Annotated in this window: 24 protein-coding genes; 6 read left to right on the forward strand and 18 right to left on the reverse strand. The window is 61.3% G+C overall.

Annotation, left to right across the window (positions count from 1 at the left end; translation table 11 throughout):
* Positions 1-77: 77 nt before the first annotated feature.
* On the reverse strand, positions 78-1,199 hold the full coding sequence (locus ACQ4WP_RS02845; protein WP_436518583.1) for an acyltransferase family protein: 1,122 nt from the start codon (positions 1,197-1,199) through the stop codon (positions 78-80).
* A gap of 256 nt (positions 1,200-1,455) precedes the next feature.
* Positions 1,456-4,116, reverse strand: coding sequence for a TonB-dependent receptor (locus ACQ4WP_RS02850; protein ID WP_436518584.1), 2,661 nt, complete (start codon positions 4,114-4,116; stop codon positions 1,456-1,458).
* Between the two features lie 388 nt (positions 4,117-4,504).
* Here ACQ4WP_RS02850 and ACQ4WP_RS02855 point away from each other — a divergent pair, with 388 nt between their 5' ends.
* Positions 4,505-5,245 (forward strand): GntR family transcriptional regulator, encoded by a 741-nt coding sequence (locus ACQ4WP_RS02855; RefSeq protein ID WP_436518585.1) that lies wholly within the window; start codon positions 4,505-4,507, stop codon positions 5,243-5,245.
* Between the two features lie 193 nt (positions 5,246-5,438).
* Here ACQ4WP_RS02855 and ACQ4WP_RS02860 read toward each other — a convergent pair whose 3' ends face one another.
* The 9 genes from ACQ4WP_RS02860 to rpsP form a co-directional block, all read right to left on the reverse strand.
* On the reverse strand, positions 5,439-6,890 hold the full coding sequence (locus ACQ4WP_RS02860; RefSeq protein ID WP_436518586.1) for a nitrilase-related carbon-nitrogen hydrolase: 1,452 nt from the start codon (positions 6,888-6,890) through the stop codon (positions 5,439-5,441).
* Positions 6,891-6,892: 2 nt separating this feature from the next.
* Entirely contained in the window at positions 6,893-7,705 is an 813-nt protein-coding gene (locus ACQ4WP_RS02865; protein ID WP_436518587.1) for a GyrI-like domain-containing protein, read from the reverse strand.
* A gap of 276 nt (positions 7,706-7,981) precedes the next feature.
* Complete coding sequence (locus tag ACQ4WP_RS02870; protein WP_029496213.1) at positions 7,982-8,317, reverse strand: DUF3579 domain-containing protein; 336 nt, start codon at positions 8,315-8,317, stop codon at positions 7,982-7,984.
* A gap of 225 nt (positions 8,318-8,542) precedes the next feature.
* A complete protein-coding gene (locus ACQ4WP_RS02875; protein WP_436518588.1) occupies positions 8,543-9,502 on the reverse strand; it encodes a CobD/CbiB family protein in 960 nt (319 codons plus the stop codon).
* A gap of 97 nt (positions 9,503-9,599) precedes the next feature.
* Positions 9,600-10,256, reverse strand: a complete 657-nt coding sequence (locus ACQ4WP_RS02880) for a CoA pyrophosphatase (protein ID WP_436518589.1) — start codon at positions 10,254-10,256, stop codon at positions 9,600-9,602.
* A gap of 80 nt (positions 10,257-10,336) precedes the next feature.
* Entirely contained in the window at positions 10,337-10,720 is a 384-nt protein-coding gene (gene rplS / locus ACQ4WP_RS02885; protein WP_010395528.1) for a 50S ribosomal protein L19, read from the reverse strand.
* A 131-nt stretch (positions 10,721-10,851) separates the two neighbouring features.
* Positions 10,852-11,598, reverse strand: coding sequence for a tRNA (guanosine(37)-N1)-methyltransferase TrmD (gene trmD, locus ACQ4WP_RS02890; RefSeq protein ID WP_436518590.1), 747 nt, complete (start codon positions 11,596-11,598; stop codon positions 10,852-10,854).
* Between the two features lie 50 nt (positions 11,599-11,648).
* A complete protein-coding gene (gene rimM / locus ACQ4WP_RS02895; RefSeq protein ID WP_436518591.1) occupies positions 11,649-12,206 on the reverse strand; it encodes a ribosome maturation factor RimM in 558 nt (185 codons plus the stop codon).
* A gap of 13 nt (positions 12,207-12,219) precedes the next feature.
* Entirely contained in the window at positions 12,220-12,471 is a 252-nt protein-coding gene (rpsP, locus tag ACQ4WP_RS02900) for a 30S ribosomal protein S16 (RefSeq protein ID WP_010395524.1), read from the reverse strand.
* A 288-nt stretch (positions 12,472-12,759) separates the two neighbouring features.
* On the opposite strand from rpsP, the gene ACQ4WP_RS02905 reads away from it, so the two are divergent.
* Both ACQ4WP_RS02905 and ACQ4WP_RS02910 read left to right on the forward strand, forming a co-directional pair.
* Positions 12,760-13,194, forward strand: a complete 435-nt coding sequence (locus ACQ4WP_RS02905) for an NINE protein (RefSeq protein WP_436518592.1) — start codon at positions 12,760-12,762, stop codon at positions 13,192-13,194.
* Positions 13,195-13,331: 137 nt separating this feature from the next.
* Entirely contained in the window at positions 13,332-13,958 is a 627-nt protein-coding gene (locus ACQ4WP_RS02910) for a glycine zipper 2TM domain-containing protein (RefSeq protein WP_436518593.1), read from the forward strand.
* A gap of 87 nt (positions 13,959-14,045) precedes the next feature.
* Here the strand turns inward: ACQ4WP_RS02910 and ACQ4WP_RS02915 are convergent, their stop codons facing one another.
* From ACQ4WP_RS02915 to ACQ4WP_RS02940, 6 genes are all read right to left on the reverse strand, one after another.
* Positions 14,046-15,836, reverse strand: coding sequence for an acyl-CoA dehydrogenase (locus ACQ4WP_RS02915; RefSeq protein ID WP_436518594.1), 1,791 nt, complete (start codon positions 15,834-15,836; stop codon positions 14,046-14,048).
* Between the two features lie 92 nt (positions 15,837-15,928).
* Positions 15,929-16,861, reverse strand: a complete 933-nt coding sequence (locus tag ACQ4WP_RS02920; RefSeq protein WP_215405116.1) for an electron transfer flavoprotein subunit alpha/FixB family protein — start codon at positions 16,859-16,861, stop codon at positions 15,929-15,931.
* 84 nt (positions 16,862-16,945) lie between these two features.
* Positions 16,946-17,695: an electron transfer flavoprotein subunit beta/FixA family protein gene (locus ACQ4WP_RS02925; RefSeq protein ID WP_099379460.1), complete on the reverse strand. Its 750-nt coding sequence runs from the start codon at positions 17,693-17,695 to the stop codon at positions 16,946-16,948.
* Between the two features lie 252 nt (positions 17,696-17,947).
* On the reverse strand, positions 17,948-18,175 hold the full coding sequence (locus ACQ4WP_RS02930; protein WP_010395510.1) for a sulfurtransferase TusA family protein: 228 nt from the start codon (positions 18,173-18,175) through the stop codon (positions 17,948-17,950).
* A 230-nt stretch (positions 18,176-18,405) separates the two neighbouring features.
* A complete protein-coding gene (gene alaS, locus ACQ4WP_RS02935; RefSeq protein WP_436518595.1) occupies positions 18,406-21,024 on the reverse strand; it encodes an alanine--tRNA ligase in 2,619 nt (872 codons plus the stop codon).
* A 118-nt stretch (positions 21,025-21,142) separates the two neighbouring features.
* A complete protein-coding gene (locus tag ACQ4WP_RS02940; protein WP_436518596.1) occupies positions 21,143-21,583 on the reverse strand; it encodes a Fur family transcriptional regulator in 441 nt (146 codons plus the stop codon).
* Between the two features lie 160 nt (positions 21,584-21,743).
* Between ACQ4WP_RS02940 and ACQ4WP_RS02945 the strand changes: the two genes are divergently transcribed.
* Positions 21,744-23,807 carry a TonB-dependent receptor domain-containing protein gene (locus ACQ4WP_RS02945; RefSeq protein ID WP_436518597.1) on the forward strand — a complete coding sequence of 688 codons (2,064 nt, stop codon included), beginning with the start codon at positions 21,744-21,746 and terminating at the stop codon, positions 23,805-23,807.
* Between the two features lie 83 nt (positions 23,808-23,890).
* Here ACQ4WP_RS02945 and ugpQ read toward each other — a convergent pair whose 3' ends face one another.
* Positions 23,891-24,634, reverse strand: coding sequence for a glycerophosphodiester phosphodiesterase (gene ugpQ / locus ACQ4WP_RS02950; RefSeq protein WP_436518598.1), 744 nt, complete (start codon positions 24,632-24,634; stop codon positions 23,891-23,893).
* A 198-nt stretch (positions 24,635-24,832) separates the two neighbouring features.
* On the opposite strand from ugpQ, the gene ACQ4WP_RS02955 reads away from it, so the two are divergent.
* The gene (locus tag ACQ4WP_RS02955; RefSeq protein WP_436518599.1) at positions 24,833-25,948 is read left to right on the forward strand and encodes a sensor histidine kinase; all 1,116 of its coding nucleotides are present in this window, start codon (positions 24,833-24,835) and stop codon (positions 25,946-25,948) included.
* Positions 25,945-26,856, forward strand: a complete 912-nt coding sequence (locus ACQ4WP_RS02960; RefSeq protein WP_436518600.1) for a LytR/AlgR family response regulator transcription factor — start codon at positions 25,945-25,947, stop codon at positions 26,854-26,856. The genes ACQ4WP_RS02955 and ACQ4WP_RS02960 overlap by 4 nt, the downstream gene beginning before the upstream one ends.
* Positions 26,857-26,859: the final 3 nt, after the last annotated feature.

Consider the following 26,859-nt stretch of genomic DNA (forward strand, 5'->3'; position numbering starts at 1 on the left):
GGCCGGGGCTGATTTTTTTTCGACCTGTCGTCTGCGCATCGCCTCCCTGGCCGCGCGGCATGGGCTAACGTAAAGTTTCAGACCTTGATATAGATCTTGCGCTTGTCCATGCCGTAGGCGATCAGCCAGCACAGCAGCATGAAGCTGACGGCAAACAGCATGGATCCCACGCGCGCTGGCGCCCAGCCTGTAAAGCCATGCTGGTACAGCCACTGGTACAGCTTGCCGCCGCCGACGCGCACGGTAAACGCGATGATCACCAGCACTTCCGACACCAGGTAGATAAACAGGGTGTTCTTGCCGAAGACTTCAAAAAAATACGTCCAGCCCGTGATCTTGCGCACGTCGATGACGAACATCAGCAACACCAGCAGCAGCAAGTCCAGGCCGATACCCAGCATCACGTAAGAGCTGGTCCACAGCTTCTTGTTGATCGGAAACACCTCGTTCCAGCACAGGGCCACCGCCACGCAGAGGACGCCAGCCACGGCCAGCTTAACCAAGCTGGAGCGCAACTGCGCCGGCGCCGCCTGGCGCAGGAAACTGCCCGCCAGGTAGCCGGCAATCACATTCACGACCGAGGGCAAGGTGCCGAGGATACCTTCCGGATCGAAGGCGATGCCTTCGCCGTGGTACAGGTGGCTGTCGCCCAGCAAGATCAGATCCAGCTTGGCCGGCGCGTTACCGTGCAAGCTGTAATCGCCCCAGGTCGCCAGGATGGCCCAGTAGCCGAGCAAGGCGCAGGCGCTGAAGAGCAGCGCACCGCGTGTCTTCCAGTAATGCAGGATCAGGGCGGCGGCCAGGTAGCACACGGCGATGCGCTGCAGCACGCCGGGGATGCGCGTATGCGACAGGGGCGACCAGGCGAACTGGCCCGCATCGTCGAGCTTGAAGAAGGGGAACCAATACAGCAGGAATCCCAGTAAAAAGATCAGGGCGCTGCGCTGGCACAGCTTGGCCAGCACGGCGCCATGGCCCAGGTTTTCATATTTCCCCAGCGCAAAAGCCAGCGCATTGCCGACGACAAACAAAAAGCTGGGGAAGACCAGGTCCGTCAGGGTAAAACCATGCCATTCGGCATGCAGGAACGGCGCATACACACTGCCCCAGTCGCCGGGCGTATTGACGACGATCATCAGGGCCACGGTCAGGCCGCGCAGGACGTCGGGGGCGAGGTAGCGCTGAGGTGCAATAGTCATGATCAAACAATTCCAAATAAGAAGAACCGCCTTCCTGCTTGCGGCAAGGCGGCGGCAGAAAACCTTACGCCGCCGGATACAAGCTTAGCGGGCGCAAGTCATGCTGGCGACCGGCGGGGACAGCCCTGGCGTGAAAAAGACAGAAGCAGCACTGCCGGTGAGCGCAAAAAAAAAGCAAGCCCCTGAAGCAGGAACTTGCTTGAAAGACAGAGGAAGACCTGGCCTGACGCGGGCGCATCAGGCCAGATCGTCTTGCTTACAGCTTGCCGCGCAAGCCCAGGTAGAAGGTACGGCCGTTGCTATAGAAAGCGCGTGGCTGATCCTTGTTTTCCGCGTACATCTTGATGGTTTCATTGGTCAGGTTAAGCGCATCGAACGTAATCGTGAAGTGCTCGTTGATCTTGTAGTTGAGCGAACCTGCCAGGGTGCTGCTGTCGTCGACGTGCTGGCTGGCGCCACGGTCCACGCCCGCTTTGTAAGCCGAACGATAGTTGTAAGCCAGGCGCGCGCTAAAACCGTGGGATTCGTAGAAAGCGGTCAGGTTGTAGGTGTTCTTCGACGCGTTAAGCAATTCGCTGCCATCGTTCAGCTTGCCATCAGCGTAGGTGTAGTTGGCCAGTACGCCGAAATCACCCAGCACCGGTTGCTGATAGCTCAACTCGATACCCTTGTTCTTGCCCTTGGTGTTGTAAGACTCGGTAACTTGGAACACCCTGTCTGCACCGACCTTGGTATTGAAATAGGTAGCGTTGACGTTACGTTGCGCCACGATCGAATTCAAATCCATGTAGAAAATACCGGCCGATACCGCCGATTTTGGCGCGAAATACCACTCGGCGCTGACTTCGGCATTGTTCGAACGCACAGGATTGAGGTTGATGTTGCCCTTGGTACCACTCAGGGAATCCTCATTCAGCGATACGGCGCCGCCCAACGCGCTGTAGTCAGGACGCGCAATGGTCTTGGCCAATGCGCCGCGCACAACGAGATCGCGGCTGACATCAAACTTGATGTTGGCACTAGGCAGGAAATCGTTATAGCTGCGCTCGTAGGTATTTTGCGAGTAGGCGCCAAAAGCGGAACCTGTGATCGGACCGCCACTGGAATTAACAGTAGTGGACTGCTTGGTATGGACTGCACGCACGCCGAAGTTACCGCTCCAGTTATCGCCAGCCAAATTGGCCATACCGTAGACTGCCTGGGTTTTTTCCTGCAGTTTGAATTCATCGCGCCAATTGTGGCGCGCTACGCGATCGGGATTGCGGTTACCGGGAATCGCCGCCCATTTTGCCAAGGCATCACCGTCATAGCGGAAATAGTTGGTAGGCAAATTGCCGCCCAGGTTGGAGGCGAAATTACCAGGATACTGCGTACCGTTCCAGATGGGGCCGGCACTGTCCAAACCTGTCGCGCCAGGACCCGTTTCAAACGGATGCTCGGCAGTACGTTTATGGTCAGTGAAGCGTGCACCAAACTTAATAGAATCCCATATTCCGTTTGACAGGCGTAATTCGCCATCGATCTGGGTGTACAGTTCCTTGTCGACCGACTGCGATTCCCCGCCACCGATCCATGCCGTGCCCAATGGCGCGGTAGTCGTGCCGCCCGGATAGGTGACGGTAGCCGGACTCATGCCATTAAGCGCATAGTTCATGCCACCATCGACCTTGTTTTGGTAGTACACATCATCACGGTCGTAGCCCACGCCGTGGGTCTTGCCCAGCTTGCCTGTGAAGGTCAGGTCCTTGCTGGCACGATATTTGAAGTTGAAATCCAGATAGTACGTTTCACCGCCTGCGTCGGGACGATAAATATTATCGACCTCGCCAGCATTCTGCGTGAAGTTCGCCGCCACAAGCGTATTATTGCGCACCGTGTAGGACGTCGGTACCATCCCCGCGTTAATCGAGCCACTCGGCGCGGCCAAATGGTTGGTGTTCGAATGTGGCGCCTTCAATTGCGAATAGAAGCCATTGAAATCCAGCGTCAGATCCTTGCTCGGTTTGAACTCGATATCAAAAGCACCACCTTCCCGGGTTTTCTTTTGCTCGAAGAAACTCGCGCCTATGAAGGTAGGAGCCAGTACTCCCACCAGGTCAGGATGCGCCTTCGCAGCAGCCTTGTCAGCCGCAATTGCCGTGTAACCGAGGATTTCCTGGCCGTCACGACGCACTTGCGACTTTTGCGAGAAACCCTGAACCATGATCCCCAACGTATTATCGTCATTTTTCCAGTTCACCATACCGGAGAATTGCGGCTGTGTTTTTTCCGACAGGTCGTTGTAGTTGGCCTGAATGGAGCCTTCGGCGGTAAGCTTGTTCTTGAACTCCAGCGGGCGACGGGTGATCACGTCGATCGCACCGGACACGCCACCTTCCACCAGATCGGCTGTCGCGCTCTTCCGCACGACAACCGAGCTCACCAGCTCCGATGGCAGCAGGGAGAAGCTGCTGCTGCGGCCGACGTTGCCACCGAACTGGTTCAGCACGAACCAGTCGCCCGTGCTGATAGCGTGGCCATTGAACAGAGTTTGCTGCAAGCTGGGGCTGGTGCCGCGCAGGCTGACGCGGTCGTTTTCGCCGAAGCCGCCTTCGCCACCCGCAGACGATTGGGTATTCACACCTGGCAGGCGCTGGATCGCGTCAGCCACGTTACGGTCTGGCATCTTGCCGATATCTTCGGCGGTGACCACTTCCACCACGGAATCCGCATTACGTTTTTGCTTCAGCGATTTTTCCAGCGAGGCACGCACGCCGGTCACCGTCACTACGGTGGACACGTCGTCGGCGGGTGCTTCCTGCGCCTGCGCCGAAAAGGCCAGACCAGCGACCATCACGGCAACGGCCATAGCGATCGGCGTACGGCTACGCGATCCGGATTTCACGACGGCAGCTGCAGGTGTCAAATTGCGTTTCATGTACTCCCCCTTGATTTAGGCTCCAGGATTGGACCCTTTTCATTTTTAACGTAGGTCTTCTTTCCAGCCCGCCCACTCTCGCCGGCATGCTGCAGACCCTTCGGTACAACCACTTACAAAACCAATTCAACGCCAATATACTACTATCCAATACCAGAACACTACCAGTTGCAACTTTTTTTTTATAACGTTGTTTGAATCACACAGACCACTTCACCTGAATCAATCTGTAGCCCGTATGAGCGGGCTAAATACCAGCGAGGCCAGGCATAAATTGCCGGCCTGATAATTCAAATTGGTTTTATAACGGTCTTTTTTGGTATTATCCAGCGACACAAAACAGATACAGAGCGCGTCTGCAACGCGCCGTAACGGAGACCCTCAGCGTATGACAACCCTGGCTCACATCATGCAAGGCCTGGGGCAGACGAGTAGCCTGCCCCTGTACCAGCAACTGCAGCGCGCGCTGCGCGAAGCGATCGACAAGCGCATCCTCGGTCCCGACGAAGCCCTGCCGGCCGAGCGCCAGCTGGCCAGCGACCTGGCCGTCTCGCGCATCACCGTGCGCAAGGCCATTGATGGCCTGGTCAACGAGGGCTTGCTAGTGCGGCGCCCCGGCTCGGGCAATTTCATCAATACGCGCATCGAGAAGAATTTCGCCAAGCTGACCTCGTTTTCCGAGGACATGCGGGCGCGCGGACGCACGCCCCGCAGTGTCTGGCTCAAGCGCGCAGAGGGCACCGTTACGCCGGAAGAGGCCTTGCGCCTGCGGCTATCGCCGGGCGCGCCCGTGTACCGCTTCCACCGCATCCGCTATGCGGACGAGGTGCCGATGTGCCTGGAGTACGCCACCATCGTCGCCAGTTGCCTGCCGGCACTCGACGCTGTCGATATCTCCATGTATGACGCGCTGGAACAGGCGGGCAACCGGCCCGTGCGCGCCTTGCAGCGCCTCAGCGCGCTTTTACTGACGGGGGAGCAGGCCAGCCTGCTGCAGGCGCAGGAAGGTGATGCGGGCTTGTCGGTGGAAAGGCTGGGCTTTTTGCGCGATGGCCGCGCCGTGGAATTTTGCCGCTCCTACTTCCGCGGTGATATGTATGACTTCGTGGCTGAATTAAGTACCAATTAATACCAGCCGCCCGAATTTCTCAATACCAGATAACACCACTTATTGCAGTGCAATATATATGCCGGCATCGCCGCCGATATAGGCACCGCAATGGTGAAATAATCGGCGGTGATTATAGGGTTAGCGTATGGAGAATATAAAAAAGGCGACGCAATGCAGTTTTGCGCATTGCAGCAAAACGTAACATTTCCGGTCAGGAAGCGGGCGCGGCGCGGCGGCCCAGGCACAGCAAAATCACGCCCAGCGCCACGCACAGCCAGCCGAATAGCGGCCCCAGCCATCCTGCCCAGGTGGCGACGGGCGGGTGCACCGGCAACGGCGCCAGCAAGGTGCTGCCCGGCATGGCGCTGCTGGCCCGTTCCGCCAGTACACGTCCATACACATCGCTGACCGTCAGCACACCCTCGCGCGCCGCGCGCAGCACCGCATAGCCGTTTTCCACGCCCCGCACCATGGTCATGCGCGCACCCATCCAGGCGTCCAGCTGAAAATCCCAGGCCGGCACCAGCATCGCCTGCGCCCCGGCCGCGCCATACGCCTGCCCCAAGGGCGAGAAATGCATGTCCTTGCAGATGGCCAGACCCATGGCCTGCCCCGCCACCGGCTGCACGGCATACGCGCTGCCAGCAAGAAAATTGCGCTCGGGCGGCGCCAGATGATGTTTTTGGTAGCTGACGAGCGCGGCGCCATCGGGCGCGAACAGCCAGGCCAGGTTGCGCCGGCCGGCAGCGTCTTGCACGCCGATGCCCACGGTGATCCACACGCCCGCGCTGCGCGCCAGCGCATGGAAACGCTGCCGCACGGCATCCGCCTGCGCGGGCGCCAGCACGGCTATCTTTTCCGGCAACAGCACCAGCCGGGCGCCCTGCCCGGCCAGCTCTTCGACGTGGCGCGCGTACTGGTCCCAGATGGCTTGCGCGCGTGCCGGCGGCGTGGCCGGGCCGATAAAGTCATCGATGGCCACCAGCCCTGCCAGCGGCCCGCCTGGCGCCGGAGCGCCCTGCACGCGCCAAGCGCCACACGCCCACGCGGCCAGCAGCAATAGCACGGTCGCGCCCGCCGCTGGCGGATATGCGCGGCCGCCCGCCAGCAGCAAGGCCAGCGCGGATGGCAGCAGGCAAAGCAAAAATAGCAAGCCAGGCACGCCCGCCAGGGCAGCCAACTGCAATATGGCAACATTGTCCGCTTGCGAATACGCGAGGCTGCCCCAGTTGCCATCGGGCAGCAAGGCCGCCATCAGCGTATCGATGGCGACCCACAGCACCGGATACGCCAGCACTGTCCAGCCGGAGCGGTAGCGCAGCACGAGGCGCCGCGTGGCCAGCACCACCAGCAGCCACAGCATTGCCTTGACGGCGATCACGGCCAGCACGGTCGGCAAGGGCATGAGCAGGCGGAAATAAGCAACGTTGGATGACAGGCCCAGCACGGCGGCCAGGCACGTCATCCAGGCGGCATCGCGGCGCGAAGAGCGCAGGGCCAGCCATAGCACGGGCAGCGGCGCGCACCAGGCGAGCCAGCCCAGCGGCTGCGGCCCCAGCACCCAGTACAGGGGCAGGCCCGCCACCAGCGCGGCGGCAGTTTGCAGCAGGCGCTGGCGCAGCGCCGTACTGCTGGCAGCCGGCGCAGACAAGGTATTGAGCATGCTCAGGCTTTCAAGGGGAGCCAGATTTCCACGCCGCCGATGCCGCTGGCGGGATCGAACTGCTGGTCGTAGCGTTCAAAATCGGGCGCGTCGGCCACTTCCAGCCCGGACTGGGGCAGCCACGCGTTCCACAGCGTGTGCCAGGTGGCGCGGATGGTGGAAATATGGCCCCGGTGACGAAACACGGCATAGCGCTGCGGCGCGATGCGCAGCCGCGTCCAGCCGTCGGGGGCCTGGGAAAAGTCGCTTACCGGCATGGCGCACAGATAATCGAAATTGCCCGCATCGTCATTGTTACAGCACACGCCATACACCAGCTGGCCGGGCGCCACATGGGGCAGGAAGCGCTGCCACAGGGCGGGGATGGCGGCAGAAGTTTCTGCACGATAACGTTCAACCAGCCCCGCCACCAGCAAGGCGGGCCCCTGCTCGAAACGGGGCGGTTCCAGGACCACGCCCGGCGCCACATCGAGGTTGATGGCCCCGACCAGCGCGAGGTTGGCGACGTGGCGCTGGGCCCGCACTCGTTCCGGCGTGAGCTGGAACTGGTCGCGGAAAGCCCGTGTAAATGCTTCATGGGAACTGTAACCAGCCTGCTGCGCGACCGAAAGAATGTCTTGCGCGCCCTGCGCCAGGGCTGCCTCGCTGAGCCGGCGCGCCCGCACATAGCGCATCACGGAGTGGCCCGTGGCCAGGCCAAATGCGCGCGTCAGGTGGCAGGGCGAGGCGCCGCCCACGTGGGCGATATCGCCGAGCGAGATATTCTCCGCATAATGCGATTCGATATACCAGAGTACCTTGGCCAGATAGTGCATGAACGCTTCCCGTTGAACGAGCAGCGACTGTAGCATTTTCGGGTGACGAGGATTTGACTGAAATTGCGCAATGCGGGTTTATTTGCGCGTGCGCTTTTCGCACACCAGCTGGCCGCTATTGATCCGAGCCAATCAGCAGCGCCGCTTCCTGCACGCTGCTGTCACGCTGACAATGTATGGTGTGCAGGGTACAGAGGGCCACTCCGTTTGAGGCAGAGTGTCCACGCTACGCCAGCCCGCCGTGGCGGGTTTGAGGCAAATCAATGGAAACGGGTCTTACTTTTCTTCGGGGGGCGGCAGGAAGCAGGCTTCGACGATCTGCAGGTCGTTATCCTTGGCGAACTCGCGCACGAAGTGAAACGCCATGGGCTCGATCTCGCGCAGCTTGGTGTTGACCACCACCGACTTGACGCCATTGACGACGGTCGGGCGCACGTAGGGCGAATACTGGAGGTGCGCATTGCGCCCGCCACCTTCGGGATTGAAACAGGACATCACTCCGCAAAGGCGCTCGGCCCAATCGCTGGGTCGGAATTGCTTGCCATTGCTGGTGAGACCAAGGATGAAGAACTCGTCTGAGAGTTCCCCTGTTTTTTGAGATAACTCGGCCATGTGGCTTGTCGGGACTGGATTGCGTGAATGGCCCCGGCGGGTAAGCCGGGCTGGTAATTCAACTACGTTTGCTGCGGTAAGCTAGTATTATATCTTATAGAAGACTTGGGTTCTACCTCGATCTGCCCTGAGCATGCAAACAGGGGCCGGCACGCCTTGCGCGCCAGCCCCTATTTTAACCTTGTTCCACGCGCAAGGCGCATGGACAGCGCGTGTGCGCCCGCGTCAGCCGAGGAAAACGGCGCCCGACATCAGCAGCAGCAGCAGCATCCACAGCAGCAAGGCGCGCCATACGAGGCCCACCGTGCTCTGCAAGGCGCGCGCGCCCGGCTCTTCGCCGGGCAGGATATCGCTTTCGCTGTCGCTGTCATCGACGGCCAGATCGGGCGTCGTCAACACGCGTGCCGCCGTTTCGGCTGGCGTGCCCAGGCGTACGCCCATGGCGCCGCCGCCTGCCGTCAGGATGATGCCGATGGCCTCGTCCTGCCAGCGCTGGGCGAAGTTGCGCCAGGCGTAGATGGCATCCTCGAAATTGCCGACCACGGCAAACGCCACGGCCGTCAGGCGCACGGGGATCCAGTCGATCCAGTAAAAGGCGCGTGCGGCGAACTGGCCGAAGGCTTCATTGCGCATGTGCTCGGGCTCGTTCCAGGCGCGCGCCAGGTATTCGGCCACGCGGTACATGACGGCGCAGGCAGGGCCCAGCGGCATGAGGAACCAGAAGAAGACGCCAAATACATTGCGATGCGTGGTGATCAGGGCTTTTTCCACGGCGATGCGGGCGATTTCACTCGCTTCCATGCCCACCGTATCGAGCTTGGTCCAGTCGGCCAGCAAGCTACGCGCGGTCGCTTCGTCGCCGGCGCTCAAGGCCAGCTGGATGGAGGTGAAGTAGTGGCTGTAATGGCGGAAGCCCAGGGTCAGGTAGACGATCAGGACGTTCCAGGCAAAGGCCAGCAAGGTCAGCTGATAATGCTGCAAGAGCCAATACACGCCTGCCGTCGGCACCATCAGCACGCCGATCATGAGGAACCAGCCCATGCGGCCGTGGTTGGCGTGGCCGGCATTGAACCAGGTCTCCATGCGCATTGCCAGGCTCTTGATTTCGGCGTAGATCGGATTGTCCGCGCGCAAAGGTTTGAGCTGCTCGATCAGCAATGCGCAAAGTATGGAGAGAAATGTCATCAAACGTCCTTTTTGTCTTTTTCAGCAATACCGCAATGCCCGCTACGATAGCGCAGTGCAGTGCTGGAATCAAACTTATTACGTGCGGGGCACCATTTTACGCGCGCAAGAGGTGAAACAGATTGCGCAGCATGCCAGCGGTGGCGCCCCAAATGTAGAAGCGCTCATACGGCATGGCGTAGAACGAGCGCCGTCCACCGGGCAATTCCACCGACAGGCGCTGATGGTTGAGGCCATCCATGAGGAAAGCCAGCGGCACTTCGAAGATTTCCGCCACTTCAGAGGGGTCGGGGCGCAGTTCGAACGGTGGCGCCACCAGGCCCACCACGGGCGTGACCTGGTAGCCGGTGCCCGTCAGGTAATCGGGCAGGCAGCCCAGCACTTCGATGTGTTCGCGCGCCAGGCCCACCTCTTCCTGCGTTTCGCGCAAGGCCGTGGCCATGGGCGACGCATCGAAGGCTTCGCTGCGCCCGCCGGGAAAGCTGACCTGGCCCGCATGGCTGCTCAGGTGGTCCGTGCGCATGGTCAGCAAGATGGTCAAGCCTTGCGGGCGTTGCACCAAGGGAATGAGCACGGCGGCGCGCACGGGCACGGCGCGGGCGGAAAGGAAATCCTGGGTAATCTCGGGCTGCCAGTCAGGCTGTTCGGCCAGGCGCTGGCGCAGCCAGTCCGGCGTCAGGCGCACGGCATCCAGCGCCGCCTCGCCGGCGATACTATCGATGGCAAGTTGTTGTGGATCAAATAAGGACGCCATTACTATCTCTCTCATCACAACGCCACAAATGAAAAAAGGGCACCCTGAGGCGCCCTTTTTTTCCAACGCAGACGCTGATATTACGCGCTTGCTTTCGCCACAACGCGGCGATTTGGCAATTTTTCTTTGATACGCGCCGATTTACCCGAACGCTCACGCAGATAGTACAGCTTGGCGCGGCGAACGTCACCACGGCGTTTCACTTCGATCGAAGCGATCAGCGGCGAGTACAGTTGGAACGTACGCTCAACGCCTTCGCCGGACGAGATCTTACGAACGATGAAGTTCGAGTTCAGGCCACGGTTACGACGCGAGATAACGACGCCTTCGTAAGCCTGGGCGCGCTTGCGCGTACCTTCGACTACGTTGACGCTGACGATAACGGTATCGCCTGGTGCGAATTCAGGAATGGTTTTACCCAGACGAGCAATTTCTTCCTGCTCTAATTGTTGAATCAAGTCCATTTTTATAACTCCGAAAACCATCATGCCGGCGCACTGTGGATAGCAAGTATCCGCCCGGTAGAGGATGGGTAACACAATTTGGGCAACATGCCCGGCACTACTGGCCACCCTGCCGACCATCCGGAGACGGCTTACAGGCTGGCCAGGAATTTTTCGTCGTTCTTGCTGAGCAAGCCGGCGGCGCGCGCACTGACCAGCAGGTCAGGCCGCTTTGTCGCGGTCGCTTCCAGCATGCGCTGACGGCGCCACTTGACGATCTCGGCATGATTGCCACCCATCAAAACGGGCGGCACAGCCATGCCTTCATACGTTTCCGGCCGCGTGTAGTGCGGCGAATCAAGCAAACCATTGACGAAGCTGTCTTCGATGGCCGATGCCTCGGTGTTCAAGACACCCGGCAACAGGCGGATCACCGCATCCATCAGCGCCATGGCAGGCAATTCACCGCCCGACAGGACAAAGTCGCCGACGCTGCATTCTTCGTCGACGCAACGGTCCAGCAAACGCTGGTCCACGGCTTCATAGCGGCCACACAGGATCACCAAACCAGGTTCAGCTTTCAACTGCGTAACGCGCTCGTGCGTCAGCGGACGGCCTTGCGGCGACATGAACACCACGCGGGGCGCCGCCAGTCCCAATGCTGCCTGGCGTTGCTTGGCGGCATGAATTGTCGCTTCGAGGGGACGGGCCATCATCACCATGCCGGGGCCGCCGCCATACGGGCGGTCATCCACGGTACGATGATTGTCGGTGGTGAAATCACGGGGATTCCACAGCGACAAGCCACATTTCCCCTGCTCGAAGGCGCGCCGGGTCACACCCGACTGCGTCAGCGCGGCAAACATCTCCGGGAACAGGGTCACGACATCAAATTGCATCGCTCACCATCCTGCAAAGTTTGCCCGGCGCAATATAAAGCGCAGGCGGCTTAATAATCGAGGCCCCAGTCGACCGTGATCTTGTTGGCGGTCTTGTCAACGTTAATGACAAACTGGCCAACAAACGGGATCAGGCGCTCAGGCGCCATTTCAACGGTCTCATCGGCAGTGGCGACGGGCGTAACGCGCAAGATCGACTGCGGACCATTGCTCATCATGTCGTGCACTGTGCCGAGGCACTCGCCTTGCAAATTCTCAACTGTCAGCCCGATCAGATCGGACCAATAAAATTCATCGGCCGTCAGCATCGGGAAATGGCTACGCGGAATTTGCACAGAGACGCCTTTCAGCGCTTCTGCGGCATCCCGCCCGACCACACCCACCAGCTGGGCCACGACGTCGCCGCCGTGTAACTTCGCTTGCCTGACTTGAACATCATGCAAGGTCGGTTTATCAAACCACCAGGTTTTGACGCTTAATAATGCATCCGCGTCGTCGGAGAAAGGAGTGATCCTGACCCCGCCAGCAATGCCATAAGCACCGGAGACATAGCCTACCTGTACCAGGTCATCGGGGACTTTCACCCCGGATGCAGTCTTGACCGTCAAACCAGTGATCTAATTAAGCTGCTGCTTTGTTGTTGCTGGCTACCAAGCGAGCAACGGTTGGCGACAATTGTGCGCCAACGCCTTGCCAGTAGGCCAGACGGTCTGCGGTGATACGCAGTGGAACTTCGCCACCTTGCGCCATCGGGTTGTAAAAACCGATACGCTCAATGAAGCGACCATCGCGGCGATTGCGCGAATCAGTAGCGACGATGTTGAAGAACGGGCGCTTCTTGGCGCCTCCACGAGCTAAACGAATAACGACCATAATATTTCCAAAAAGTGTGCTGAGGCGAAAAAAGCCGCAAATTATAGCGCGCTTTACCGCCAGGCAGCAAGCGTTATGATGACGGGCGTGTAATTTGGGCTAATCAAACATTATGACCAGTCATGGCCGAAGACGCAATAGGCGTGTGCGTCTATCGTGCCGGCAATGTCACGCCAAGGCGGTGATATTGCGCGACAGCATCGCCTGAACGGCGCATGAAAGTGCTATCGTTGCGGCAGGCAATGACCGATACTGACAATCTTTACCGATGAGCAACTCTGGAGTCCCATGACCACCGCTACCATTTTGCAACAGTCGCACAAGAACAAGGCGTTCACGACACTACTGGCCTTCCTGCTGGGCATGCTGGGCGCGCACCGCTTCTACTTGCATGGCGCCAAGGACCGGTGGGGCTGGCTACACTTGGCTGCCCTGCCCGCCTCCTTGCTGCTGCGCCAGCTGCTTCCCGAAGCCGACTGGTTTTACCAGATATTGCCACTGACCCTGTCCGCCCTGGGCGGCTTCCTGGAAGCGCTGGTGCTGGGCCTGATGCCAGACGACAAGTGGGATGCCCGCTACAACACCGCCTCCGGCCACCTGTCGGACACGGGCTGGCCCCTGGCCGTGGTGCTGGTCGCTACCTTGATGCTAGGCGCAGGCGTGCTGATCGCCACCATGGCCCGCCTGTTCGACTTGCTGTACACAGGCGGCGCCTACGGTTAATTCCCATATAGAAATTACATCATTGCCCGCGCCCCGCACGCACATGTAAGTGTTGGTAAGCGATCATGATTTTCCTCTATACTGCATTCACAATGCCGACATTACTGACACATTCCACACCCCCCTAGGAGAAGATCATGATTCGTCGCCCACTCATCCTCGCAGTCGCCATCACGGCCCTGTTCAGCACTTCCACCTTCGCGCAAAACCTGTCGCCGAAAGCGCAATACGCCTACGATACGAAGCAAGCCAGCACGCGCTATGCGGACGACAAGAAATTGTGCGCAGAAGAAACCAGCTCGAAAGCCCGCATGCAATGCCTGCGCGACGCCAAGGGCGAATACGACCAGGCCATCATCAACACCAAGGCCGCGCAAAAAGCCGGCAATTCCTACGCCAGCCAGCCTTCCAAGCAGCCACAACATCAGATCTGCGCCGATTGCGGCAAGGTGCTGGCAGTCAACGTCGCTGAAAAAGCGGGCGAAGGCGGTGCCCTGGGCATGATCGGCGGCGGCGTGGCTGGCGCCCTGCTGGGCCGCCAGGTCGGCGGCGGACGCGGCAAGGACCTGGCCACCCTGGCCGGTGCCGCTGGCGGCGCTTTCGCGGGCAAGCAAGTCGAAGGCCACATGAAAAACAGCAAGGTGTGGACTGTCACCGTGCAATACGAAACAGGCGCCAAAGCTGACTTCGCGTTTGACCAGGATCCAGGCCTGGCAGCTGGCGACCTCGTGCGCAATTCGGGCAACGGCATCGCCCGCCGTTAAGCACGCAGAAATAAATAAAAAAGCGCTGGAGATCACTCTCCAGCGCTTTTTTTGCATTCAGCCGGCTCCCGCCGGCCCCGCTTCAACTTAAAACTGCTCTTCCGACAAGGCCATCACACCGGCGCTGCCATCGATGATGGTGGCGCGCAGTCCTGGCGCTTGCGACAGGATGTGGTCGGCAAAGAAGCGTGCCGTGGCGATTTTTGCCTTGTAGAACGAGGCGTCGCCGCTGCCCTCTCCCAGCTTTTGCTGCGCCACCACGGCCGCGCGCGCCATTTGCCAGCCGCCCAGCACGATGCCGGCCAGCTTCAAATACGGCACGCTGCCCGCAAACACGGCCTTGATATCGGTCTTCATGTTCGCCACCACGTATTCCACCACCGCTTCCAGCGCGGCGCTGCCTTCGGCCAGGTGGCGCTGCATGGCCTGGAAGTCCGCGCCGGAAAGCTCGCCCAGCTGGGCCTCCGTGGCGCGCACCTGGGCGATGATGGCTTTCGCCACGGCGCCGCCGTCGCGCACCGTCTTGCGGCCCACGAGGTCGTTCGCCTGGATGGCCGTCGTGCCTTCATAGATGGTAAGAATCTTGGCGTCACGGTAATGCTGAGCGGCACCTGTTTCCTCAATGAAACCCATGCCGCCATGCACTTGCACGCCGTCACGCGTGACGTCCTGCGACATTTCCGTGGCCCAGCCCTTGATGACGGGCACCAGGTATTCATAGGTGGCCAGGCTTTCCGCGCGCACATCCGCCTCCGGATGATGGTGCGCCACGTCGCTGATGGCCGCGCCCACGTAGGCCAGCGCGCGCGCCGCCTCCGTTTGCGAGCGCATGGACATCAGCATGCGGCGCACGTCCGGGTGGTGGATGATGGAGACGGGACCAGGCGAGCCCGCCAGGTCGCGCGACTGCACGCGGTCCTTGGCGAACGCCACGGCCTGCTGGTAGGCGCGCTCGGCCAGGCCGATGCCTTGCAAGCCGACGCCGAAGCGGGCCGCGTTCATCATGATGAACATGTATTCGAGGCCACGGTTTTCCTCGCCCACCAGGGTGCCGATGGCGCCGCCGTGGTCACCAAACTGCAATACCGCCGTCGGGCTGGCCTTGATGCCCAGCTTGTGCTCGATGGAAACACAGTGCGCGTCATTACGCTCACCGAGGCTGCCATCCGCATTGACGAGGAATTTCGGCACGATGAACAGCGAGATGCCTTTCACGCCAGCAGGCGCGTCCGGCGTGCGGGCCAGCACCAGGTGGACGATGTTTTCCGCCATGTCGTGCTCGCCATACGTGATGAAAATCTTCGTGCCGAACACTTTATAGGTGCCGTCGCCCTGCGGCACGGCGCGCGTGCGCACGGCGGCCAGGTCGGACCCCGCTTGCGGCTCCGTCAGATTCATGGTGCCCGTCCACTTGCCCGACACCAGGTTTTCCAGGTAGACCGCCTTTTGCTCATCGCTGCCGGCCGTCAGCAGCGCCTCGATGGCGCCGTCCGACAACAGGGCGACCAAAGCGAAGGAGATGCTGGCCGAGTTGAGCATTTCGATGCAGGGCGTGGCCAGCAGCTTGGGCAAGCCCTGGCCGCCGAACTGCGTCGGATGCTGCACGCCCTGCCAGCCCGCTTCGCCGTAGGCCTTGAACGCTTCCTTGAAACCTTTCGAAGTGCTCACCTGGCCGTCGTGCCAGAAACTGGGTTCCTTGTCGCTGGGGCCGTTCAAGGGGGCCACCACGCCGCCGCAGAACTTGGCGTTCTCTTCCAGCACGGCTTCGGCCGTGTCCGGCGTGGCGTCTTCGCAACCGGGCAAGGTGTGGATTTCGGCCAGGCCGGCCAGTTCGTTCATCACGAACAACATATCTTTCAGCGGGGCTTGATAGCTCATCTTCTTTTCTCCAAGAAAAAAGCCACGCGCGGCTCGCCGTGTGGGGCGGGCCGGCGTGGCTTTGTCAGTAACAAAACCGGAAGGGGTGTGACTTAACCCAGTTCTTTGACCAGTTGCGGCACGATCTCGAACAGATCGCCCACGATGCCGTAGTCGGCCACGGCAAAGATCGGCGCTTCCGGATCCTTGTTGATGGCGACGATGGTTTTCGAGTCTTTCATGCCGGCCAGATGCTGGATCGCGCCCGAGATACCGACGGCGATGTACAGCGATGGCGCGACGATCTTGCCCGTCTGGCCCACTTGCCAGTCGTTCGGCACGAAGCCGGCGTCGACGGCGGCGCGCGAAGCACCCATGGCGGCGCCCAGCTTGTCGGCCAGCGGCTCCAGGATGTGGAAGTTCTCGGCCGAACCCATGCCACGGCCGCCCGACACGATAATTTTCGCGGCGGTCAGTTCAGGACGGTCGGACTTGGCCAGTTCGCGGCCCACGAAGGCCGATTTGCCGGCGTCGGCAACGGCGGCGACGGTTTCGGTGGCAGCCGCACCGCCGGTGGCGGCAGCCGCATCGAAACCGGTGGTGCGCACGGTGATGACCTTGACCTTGTCGCCAGATTGCACGGTGGCAATGGCGTTACCGGCGTAGATCGGGCGCTCGAAAGTGTCAGGCGAGTCGACCTTGGTGATTTCCGAGATCTGCGCCACGTCCAGCTTGGCGGCCACGCGCGGCAGGATGTTCTTGCCGTAGGCGGTAGCGGGAGCCAGGATGTGGCTGTAGTTGCCGGCGATGGCCAGCACTTGCTCGGCCACGTTTTCGGCCAGGCCGTCGGCGAAATATGGCGCGTCGGCCACGATGACTTTCGTCACGCCGGCGATTTGCGCGGCGGCAGCGGCAGCGGCCGATGCGTTCGAGCCAGCGACGAGCACGTGCACGTCGCCGCCGCACTGGGCAGCCGCGGTCACGGTATGGTGGGTGCTGCCCTTTAAGGTAGCGTTGTCGTGTTCAGCAATAACTAATGCGACCATGATTATTCCTAATAGTATATGCAACTGCCGGGGTCAGGCCTGAAGGACTGACCCCGGGTATAGATATGAACGGCGGGGCCGCGCTTAGATGACTTTGGCTTCGGTACGCAGCTTGGCGACCAGGGTAGCCACGTCCGGCACCTTGATGCCGGCCGAGCGCTTGGCTGGCTCGACGACTTTCAGGGTCTTCAGGCGTGGCGCAACGTCGACGCCCAGGTCTTCCGGCTTGACGGTCTCGAGCGGCTTTTTCTTTGCCTTCATGATGTTTGGCAAGGTCACATAGCGTGGCTCGTTCAAACGCAGATCGGTGGTGATGATCGCTGGCAAGGTCAATGCCAGGGTTTCCAGGCCGCCGTCGACTTCGCGGGTCACGGTGACTTTACCGTCTTCCAGTACGACTTTCGAGGCGAACGTGGCTTGCGGCCAACCCAGCAGGGCTGCCAGCATCTGGCCGGTCTGGTTGCTGTCGTCATCGATCGCTTGCTTGCCCAGGATGATCAGTTGCGGCTGCTCTTTCTCGGCCAGGGCTTTCACCAGCTTGGCTACGGCCAGCGGCTCCAGTTCGGTCGTCGTTTCCACCAGGATGCCGCGGTCGGCGCCGATGGCCATGGCCGTGCGCAAGGTTTCCTGGCACTGCGTCACGCCGCAGGAGATGGCGACCACTTCAGTGACCTTGCCAGCTTCTTTCAGGCGCATCGCTTCTTCCAGAGCGATCTCATCGAAAGGGTTCATCGACATTTTGACGTTGGCGGTATCGACGCCAGTGCCGTCACTCTTGACGCGGACTTTGACGTTATAGTCGACCACGCGTTTGACGGGTACCAAGACTTTCATAGCTATGCCTTTGGGAAATTATAAAAATGACGGATCAAGTGCTGATTGTGCGTTCGATTATAAGAGAAATTTGTATCCCGAACCGAATTTAAGCACGATCGTGCGATTTTTTGTTAGAGCAATCCATCTAAACTGTCCAGCTTTGAGGATTTCAGGGGACTCTGCCGCTACGCTGCAGGGCAGCAAAACGGCGTGGAAATGGCACGGCAGGTGATCAAGCAGGCCGCACCACGGCGGCCCCGGCTGGCAGAATTATTTGCGTTGCATCAGGAAGACGAATTCGGTGCCCGTCTGCACATGCGACAGCAGGGCATTGCCCGTTTGCTTGGCGAAAGCCTGGAAGTCGCGCACGGAACCGGGATCGGTTGCCATGATGCGCAGCACTTCCCCGCTCTGCAGCTCTGACAAAGCCTTTTTCGCCTTCAGAATCGGCAAGGGGCAATTCAAGCCCCGCGCGTCGAGTTCTTTGTGAAATTCCATAATCTCGGTATCAAGTAGTGTGTCGCTCATCATCAATATCCCACCATTGTTTTGTTGTACTGATTTTCGACATACTACTCTAAATCAGGGGCATTGACGCGCTGCACCAAAATAGTTCATCGGCTGTTGTGAGGTCACAACGAGATTCCACACGGCAAAACGGCCCACAAACAGTGTCTGCGGGCCGTTTTCAAGGGGCTGTGGGGCGAAAACCCCGCATGTCCTCTAGCTTACGCCTGTGTTGCGCGTTCGCCGACCCAGGCCGGCACGCCGGCCAGGGCATTCGCCAGGCCGCTAGCATCCGTGCCGCCCGCTTGCGCCATATCGGGGCGTCCGCCGCCTTTTCCGCCCACTTGCTGTGCAACGAAGTTCACCAGCTCGCCCGCTTTGACCTTGGAAGTCGCGTCCGCCGTCACGCCGGCGATCAGGCTGACCTTGCCGTCAGTCACGCTGGCCAGCACGATGGCGGCCGTCTTCAGCTTGTCCTTCAGCTTGTCCATGGTTTCGCGCAAACGGGCCACGTCGGCGCCTTCCAGCACGGCGGCCAGCACCTTGATGCCGTTGACATCGACGGCTTGCGTGACCAGCTCATCGCCCTGGCCGGATGCCAGTTTCGATTTCAACGCGGCCAGTTCCTTCTCCAGCGCCTTCACGTGGTCTTGCACCTGGACGATGCGGGCAGTCAGCTCTTCCGGCTGCACCTTCAAGGCATTGGCCGCTTCGACCAGGCGGCGGTTGATGGTTTGCACCAGCGCCAGCGCGCCCTCGCCCGTCACGGCTTCCACGCGGCGGATACCGGCGGCAACACCGCCTTCGCCGATGATCTTGAACAGGCCTATGTCGCCCGTGCGCTGCACGTGGACGCCGCCGCACAGCTCTTTCGAACTGCCGATGTCGAGCACGCGCACTTCGTCGCCGTATTTCTCGCCGAACAGGGCCATCGCGCCATGCTTGACGGCATCGTCAAACGACATCAGGTGGGCTTGCGTGGCGCGGTTTTCCAGGATCTCTTTGTTGACGATGGTTTCCACGGCGGCGATTTGCTCGGCCGTCATCGGCGCATGGTGACTGAAGTCGAAACGGGTTTTGTCCGGGTCGACCAGCGAACCCTTTTGCGCCACGTGGCTGCCCAGCACTTCGCGCAAGGCCTTGTGCATCAAGTGCGTGGCCGAGTGGTTGCGGATGGTGTGCGCGCGCTTGGCCGTGTCGACTTCGGCCGAGACGGCGTCGCCTACCTTTAACACGCCCGATGCGAGCACGCCGTGGTGGCCGAACACGTCGGCCTGGATTTTCAGGGTGTCGCTGACGGCAAAGGTACCCGCACCGGAGGCGATCACGCCCTGGTCGCCCACCTGACCGCCCGATTCCGCGTAGAACGGCGTGGTGTCGAGCACCACGATGCCATCCTGGCCCGCTTTCAGTTCCTGCACGGGCGTGCCGGCCGCGTACAGCGCCACGACCTTGCTGCTGAACGTCAATTGATCGTAGCCGACGAAGGTGTTTTTCTCGCCCGTGTACTCGACCTTGCTATCCTTGTGCGTCTTGCCACCCTTGCGCGACAGTTCCTGGCTTTCCTTCAGGGCCGCGTCGTAGCCCACCTGGTCGAACGTGATATTGCGTTCGCGGCAGATGTCGGCCGTCAGGTCTGGCGGGAAGCCGTAGGTTTCATACAGGGTGAAGGCGGTGGCGCCGTCGATGCCCGTGGCATCCTTGGCCAGCTGCGCTTCCAGCACTTTCATGCCCGTTTCCAGGGTTTCGCCGAAACGCTCTTCCTCGGCTTTCAGCATGTTGGCGACGTTGTCCCTGGCTTCTTCCAGCTCCGGATAGGCGCCGCCCATCTCGATGGCCAGGTCGACCACCAGCTTGTAGAAGAACGGCTTGGTCTGGCCCAGCTTGTGGCCATGGCGCAAGGCGCGGCGGATGATGCGGCGCAAGACATACGCGCGGCCTTCGCTGCCCGGAATGATGCCATCGACGATCATGAAGGCGGCGGCGCGGATGTGGTCGGCGATCACGCGCAGCGACTTGTTTTCCAGGTCCGTGGCGCCCGTTTCGCGCGCGGCGGCCTTGATCAAATGCTGGAACAGGTCGATTTCATAGTTCGAATGCACGTGCTGCAGCACGGCGGCCAGGCGCTCCATGCCCATGCCCGTGTCGACGCACGGCTTGGGCAGCTTGTGCATGACACCCGCTTCATCGCGGTTGAACTGCATGAACACCAGGTTCCAGATTTCAATGAAGCGGTCGCCGTCCTCGTCAGGCGAGCCCGGTGGGCCGCCAGGAATGTCGGCGCCGTGGTCGTAGAAGATTTCCGTGCACGGACCGCATGGGCCCGTATCAGCCATCTGCCAGAAATTGTCGGACGCGTAGCGCGCCCCCTTGTTGTCGCCGATGCGGATGATGCGCTCGGTTGGCACGCCGATTTCCTTGGCCCAGATGTCATATGCTTCGTCATCTTCGATGTACACGGTGACCGTCAGCTTGTCGGCCGGCAAGCCATACACCTTGGTCAACAGTTCCCACGCGTACTGGATCGCATCGCGCTTGAAATAGTCGCCGAAACTGAAGTTGCCCAGCATTTCAAAGAAAGTATGATGGCGCGCCGTGTAGCCGACGTTTTCCAGGTCGTTGTGCTTGCCGCCGGCGCGCACGCAGCGCTGCACCGAGGTGGCACGCGTGTACGGACGACTGTCCGTGCCCGTAAACACATCCTTGAATTGCACCATGCCGCTGTTCGTCAACAGCAAGGTCGGATCGTTGCCTGGCACCAGGGAGCTGGAACGGACGATGGAATGGCCCTTGGACTCGAAAAATTTGAGGAACTTGTCGCGGATTTCAGATGATTTCATGTTTTTTTGGCAAAGAGTGGCGGCAGCTTTAAAGGGAAGATTATACGTGATATGGGAGTAGCAATTGCGGCAGGCACGGGCATTGTTGCGCCCGTGCCAACACGGAGGGCCGGACCGCTCAGGCCGGGTCGTGGCCGCTGGCGCAGGCGTGCGGTGCAATTGCAACGGCAGTAGCGCCGGCGGCGGCATTGCAGTCGGCGCAGCGGCCGTACAGGGTCAGTTCGTGGCGCTCGACGACAAAGCCTTGCGGCGCCATGCGCTTCAAGTCACCCGGGCAATCATGCACGTCGAACACGCGCTGGCACGTGGTGCACTGGAAATGGTGGTGGTGATGATTGGCGGCCGTGTTCGATTCATAGCGCGGGTTTTCACCCGGCAAGGTCACCACGTGCACCTTTTCTTCCAGCACCAGCGATTTTAAATTGCGGTAAACGGTGGCAATGCCCAGCTGCGTCACTTGCAAGCTGGCCTGTTCGAGGATTTCCTGCGCCGACAAGGGGCGCTGGGCCGACTCGATGGCGGCTTGAATAGCGGTTTTTTGACGTGTTGTGCGTTCCATAGCCGACAGAATACACCATCCGCCTTCTTCCACCGCCCGGAAAAACTGTCACACAGTAATGATAATGGGTTATCATTATCATCTTCAGGCAGTCACCCCATCCGGCAACAGCCTGCCCAAACCCCGCCAACACCGCTAGCCGATAAAGGAATTTTTGCCCATGTCCGTCCGTCCTCAACAACCAACTCCCCTCGCGCTGGCCATCATGCTGGCCTTTGCTGCCCCTGCCAGCGCACTGGCGCAGCAGGCGGCCACCTTGCCTGCCGTGACCGTCTCGGCCAGCGCCCTGGCGCTGGGCAGCGACGACATGAGCACGCCCGTCACCGTGCTGGAAGGCGAGGCACTGGTGCTGGCAAGGGCAGCAACCCTCGGTGAAACCCTGGCTGGCCAGCCCGGCATTACGTCCAGCCATTTCGGCGCCGGCGCCAGCCGTCCCATCATCCGCGGCATGGATGGCCCGCGCGTCAAAGTGCTGTCCGATGGCGCCGAAGTGCAGGATGCCTCGACCATCAGCCCCGACCATGCCGTCGCGGCGGAACCAATGCTGTCGGAACAGATTGAAGTGCTGCGCGGCCCGTCCGCGCTGGCCTACGGCGGCGGCGCCGTCGGCGGCGTCGTCAATGTGATCGACAAGAAAATCCCCACGCGCGTGCCGGCGAAAGGCTTTGAAGGCAGTGCGGAAGTACGCGCCAACTCGGCCGCGCGCGAAAAGGCAGGCGCCTTTGAAGTCACTGGCGGCTCCGGCAACATCGCCTTCCACGCGGAAGGCGTCAAGCGCGACGCGAAGGAATACAAGGTCGGCAGCGGCTGGGAAGGCGGTTCCAAAGTGGCCGGCAGCTACAACAAGACGGACACGGGCAGCGTGGGCGTGTCGTGGGTGGGTCAGCGGGGCTTCCTGGGCCTGGCCTTCACCAGCCAGCACGCGGAATACGGCTTGCCTGGCCACAACCACGAATTCGAGAGCTGCCACCCGCACGGCACGCACCTGCATTGCGGCGGCCATGAAGGCCACGACCACGGTGCTGAAGAGGAACATGACCACGAGCACGGCAGCGTCCCGTACGTGAAACTCAAGAGTGAACGCTGGGATGTGCGCGGCGAATTGCGCGATCCCGTGCCCGGCTTCGCCAAGCTGCGCCTGCGCGCCGCGTTCACCGATTACAAGCACGACGAAATCGAAGGCACGGAAATCGCCACCACGTTTAAAAACAAGGGCCACGACGCGCGCCTGGAAATGGAACACCATCCCCTCTTCGGCTGGCGCGGCGTGGTCGGCCTGCAAACGTCGAAGCGCGATTTCTCGGCCCTGGGCGAGGAAGCTTACGTGGCGCCCACCGTGACCAAGAAACACGCGGCTTTCCTGGTCGAGGAATACAAGCTTGACCAATGGCGCTTCGAGGCGGGCTTGCGCCACGAATGGCAAGACATCACGGTCGACAGCGCCACCTTGCAAGACCGCAGCGCCAAGGGCACTTCCATCTCGCTGGGCGCCGTGTGGAAATTCGCGCCCCAGTATTCGCTCGGCTCGACCATCTCGCGCACGCACCGTTTGCCCAGCGCCGAGGAACTGTATGCGCACGGCGTGCACATGGCCACGGCCACGTATGAACTGGGCAATCAAAACCTGGGCAAGGAAACGTCGAACAATATCGACTTGACCTTGCGCAAATATGCGGGTGCCACGACCTTCTCGGCCAGCGCCTACCGCAACAAGGTGGACAACTACATCTTCGGCAGCACGCTGGACAGTCACGAAGGCTTCCAGCTGATCCAGTACGCCCAGCGCGACGCCACGTTTACGGGCATCGAAGGGCAAGTGCGCCAGCAGCTGAATCCCATGTTCGGCGCCAGCGTGTTCGGCGACTATGTGCGGGCCAAGCTGGCTAACGGCGGCGCGGGTGACAACAATAACTTGCCGCGCATCCCCGCCCAGCGCGCCGGCGTGAAGTTTGACGCCAACTGGCAGGCGTGGAGCGGCGTGGCCGAGTTCTACCGCGTGGGCAAACAGGACAAGGTCGCCGCGTTTGAAACGGCAACCCCGGGCTACAACATGCTCAACCTCTCCGCCAACTACGACACGCGCATCGGCACGACACCGGCCCAGTTCTACATCAAGGCGAACAACCTGACGAATGAACTGGCGTACAGCCACACCTCCTTCATCAAGAATGCGGCGCCGTTGACGGGACGCAATGTCACGGTAGGCATGCGCGTGACTTTCTAACTTTTGTCCGAACGACAACTGCCGAACTGCTGGGGTCAGACCCGACGGGTCTGACCCCGGATTTCCGCTGCGTATTCATCATATTATTCCGCCGCTCCAATCAGGTCGATCCGGTCCGTACAAAACCCGTCCACGCCCCAGGCCAGCAGTTCGCTGGCCCGTTCCGGGGTGTTGACGGTGTAGCAAAACAGTCCCAAGCCCCCCTGTTTGACTGCCAGCGCCAGCGCGCACGTCAGCTGCTGGTGGTCGCAATGGATCGCCACCACGCCCAGCTCGCGCGCCGTCCGCGCCCAGTCATCCGGTATGGCTTCGACCAGCCAGCCGCGCGCCAGTTCCGGCGCCGCCTGGCGCGCCGCTTCCAGTGCGGCGATGCTGAACGACGATAGCAGCGGCAATAATTCTCCTGCAGCAATTTCCTGTGCAAAGTGGCCCCGCGTGGCGCGCGCCACCGCCTCGCCCGTGGCCACGTCAAAGCCTGGCGCCGGCTTGATCTCGATATTCATCCAGATGCGCTGGGCCTTGCAATACGCCACGACGGCATCAAACGCGGGCACGCCTTCGCCCACGAACGCGGGGCCGAACCAGGCGCCCGCTTCCATGACGCCCAGCTGCGCGGCCGTGTACTCATTGATATGGCCGCTGCCAGCCACCGTGCGCCCCAGCTCGGGGTCGTGCACGACGACGGGCACGCCGTCGGATGCCAACATGACGTCGAATTCCACGGCGCGGTAGCCGTAGGCCAGGCCGCAGCGCAGGGCGGCCAAGGTGTTTTCAGGCGCCAGGGTGCCGCCGCCGCGGTGCGCCAGGGTGCGTGGATAGGGCCACATGGGATTTCCTTTATTGCAAATCTAGCGGCTCAAGACTGTCTTGCCATACTATCGCGCGCCCGTCCTGAAAAGTAAAGCGGGCCCGTTTCGCGACGCGCCGCTGCGAATGGCGGCGCGACTGCCCCGTTTCGTCGCAGCCCTGTTGCGCCCTGGCCTGCGCTGGCACACAATGCCCCATCGTTACCAGCAGACACTGACATGAAATCCGACGCCCCCTCCGCCGATACTCCCGCCAAGCGCCGCTCGCCCTATTACCGCATGCTGCCTGACGCGCGCTATGCGCTGGCGCTGAACGTGATCTGCGCGCTGGTCATCACCTTCATCCTCAATCCGGGCAGCCATTTCGGACAAAACCTGGTCGCCTCGATGTGCATTGGCACGATCGCCTTCCTGCTGATCGACGGCATGCGCCTGACCCTGTGGGGCGAAGGCCAGCGCCCGAAATTCCTGCCCTTCATGCTCATCATCCTGATTTCCGTGCCCGTGGCGCAAATGCTGGGCCTGACCCTGTTCAGCTGGCTGACGGGCGTGGAGGTGGGTGGCATCGAGAACTTGCTGCCCACGCAGATGATGGGCACGCTCGTATTTACCCTGCTGGCCACGGGCGGCGCCGTGCTGTTTTTCTCCAGCCGCGAAAAGATTGCCCGCCTGCAAATGGAAGCCGCCCAGGAAAAGGCCCGCGCCGAATCCGTGGCGCGCCAGGCCATGCAAGCGCAGCTGCAATTGCTGCAGGCGCAGATCGAGCCGCACATGCTGTTCAATACCCTGGCCAACCTGCAGGGCCTGATCAGCTTTGACCCCGACCGTGCCCAGTTGCTGCTCGATCAATTGATCCAGTATTTGCGCGCCACCCTTTCCTCCTCGCGCGCCGAATCCACCACCCTGGAGCAGGAGTTTTCCCTGATGCAAGCCTACCTGGGCCTGATGTCCATCCGCATGGGCGCGCGCCTGCGCTTTACGCTGGACTTGCCCGAGGCCTTGCGCCAGATCAAGGTGCCGCCCATGCTGCTGCAGCCACTGGTGGAAAACGCCATCCAGCACGGCCTGGAACCGAAGATCGAAGGCGGACATATCCACGTGCAAGCGTCCACGGACGCTGGCGTCCTCATCCTCACCGTCAGCGACGATGGCCTGGGCCTCGGGCATCCGGGCCAGTCCAAGGGCACCCACCTGGGCGTGGCAAATATCCGCGAACGCCTGCACGGCATGCATGCCGATGCCGCCAGCCTGTCGCTGGCCGCCAACCATCCGGCCGGCGCGACCGCCCGCCTGACACTCCCCCTTCCACCCACCATCACGAGTCCCCTCGCATGAGCCACCACACCCCGCGCGCGCCGCGCGCCCTGATTGCCGAAGATGAACCCATCCTCGCCGCCGCCCTCGCACACGCCTTGCACCGGCTGTGGCCGGAGCTCGACATCGTCGCCACCTGTCCCAACGGCGTGGAGGCCTTGCAGCAAGGCCTGGCGCTGCAGCCCGACATACTATTTCTCGACATCAAGATGCCAGGCAAGACGGGCCTGGAAGCGGCCGAGGAGCTGGCAGAACAGTGGCCCGACGGCGTGCCTTTCCCGCACATCGTGTTTGTCACGGCGTATGACGAATACGCGCTGGCCGCCTTCGAACATGCGGCCGCCGACTACGTTTTGAAACCCGTCAACGATGCACGCCTGGGCAAGACGGTGGAACGCCTGCAGCAGCGCTTGCGCGACAGCGCCGGCGGCAACGGTACAAGCGGTACAGTAACGGCAACGGCAACGGCAGCGCCAGCGACGGCGGCGGCGGCGGCGGCGGCGGCCACGCTGGCGCCCGTGGCGGCGATGGAAACAGCGTCCGCCAGCGACGACAACCTGGCCCGCTTGCTGAGCCAGCTGCAAGCCATGCTGCCACCCGCCCCGCGCCTGCACATGATACGGGCGGCCGTCGGCAACAGCGTGCGCATGATCGCCCTGGCCGACGTCGTGTATTTCGAAGCGCTGGACAAATACATCAACGTTGTCTGCCAGGACAGCGAAGCGCTGATACGCACGAGCCTGAAGGAACTCTTGCCCCAACTGGACCCGCAACAGTTCTGGCAAATCCACCGGGGCACCATCGTCAATGCCGGCGCCATCGCCACGGCCGTGCGCGACGACGCGGGCAAGCTGTCACTGACCCTGCGCCAGCATCCGGCGCAACTGCGCGTCAGCCCCTTATATGCCCATCTGTTCCGCCAGATGTAACAC

The organism is Janthinobacterium lyxosi (genome assembly GCF_051380665.1).
Lineage (GTDB): Bacteria > Pseudomonadota > Gammaproteobacteria > Burkholderiales > Burkholderiaceae_D > Janthinobacterium.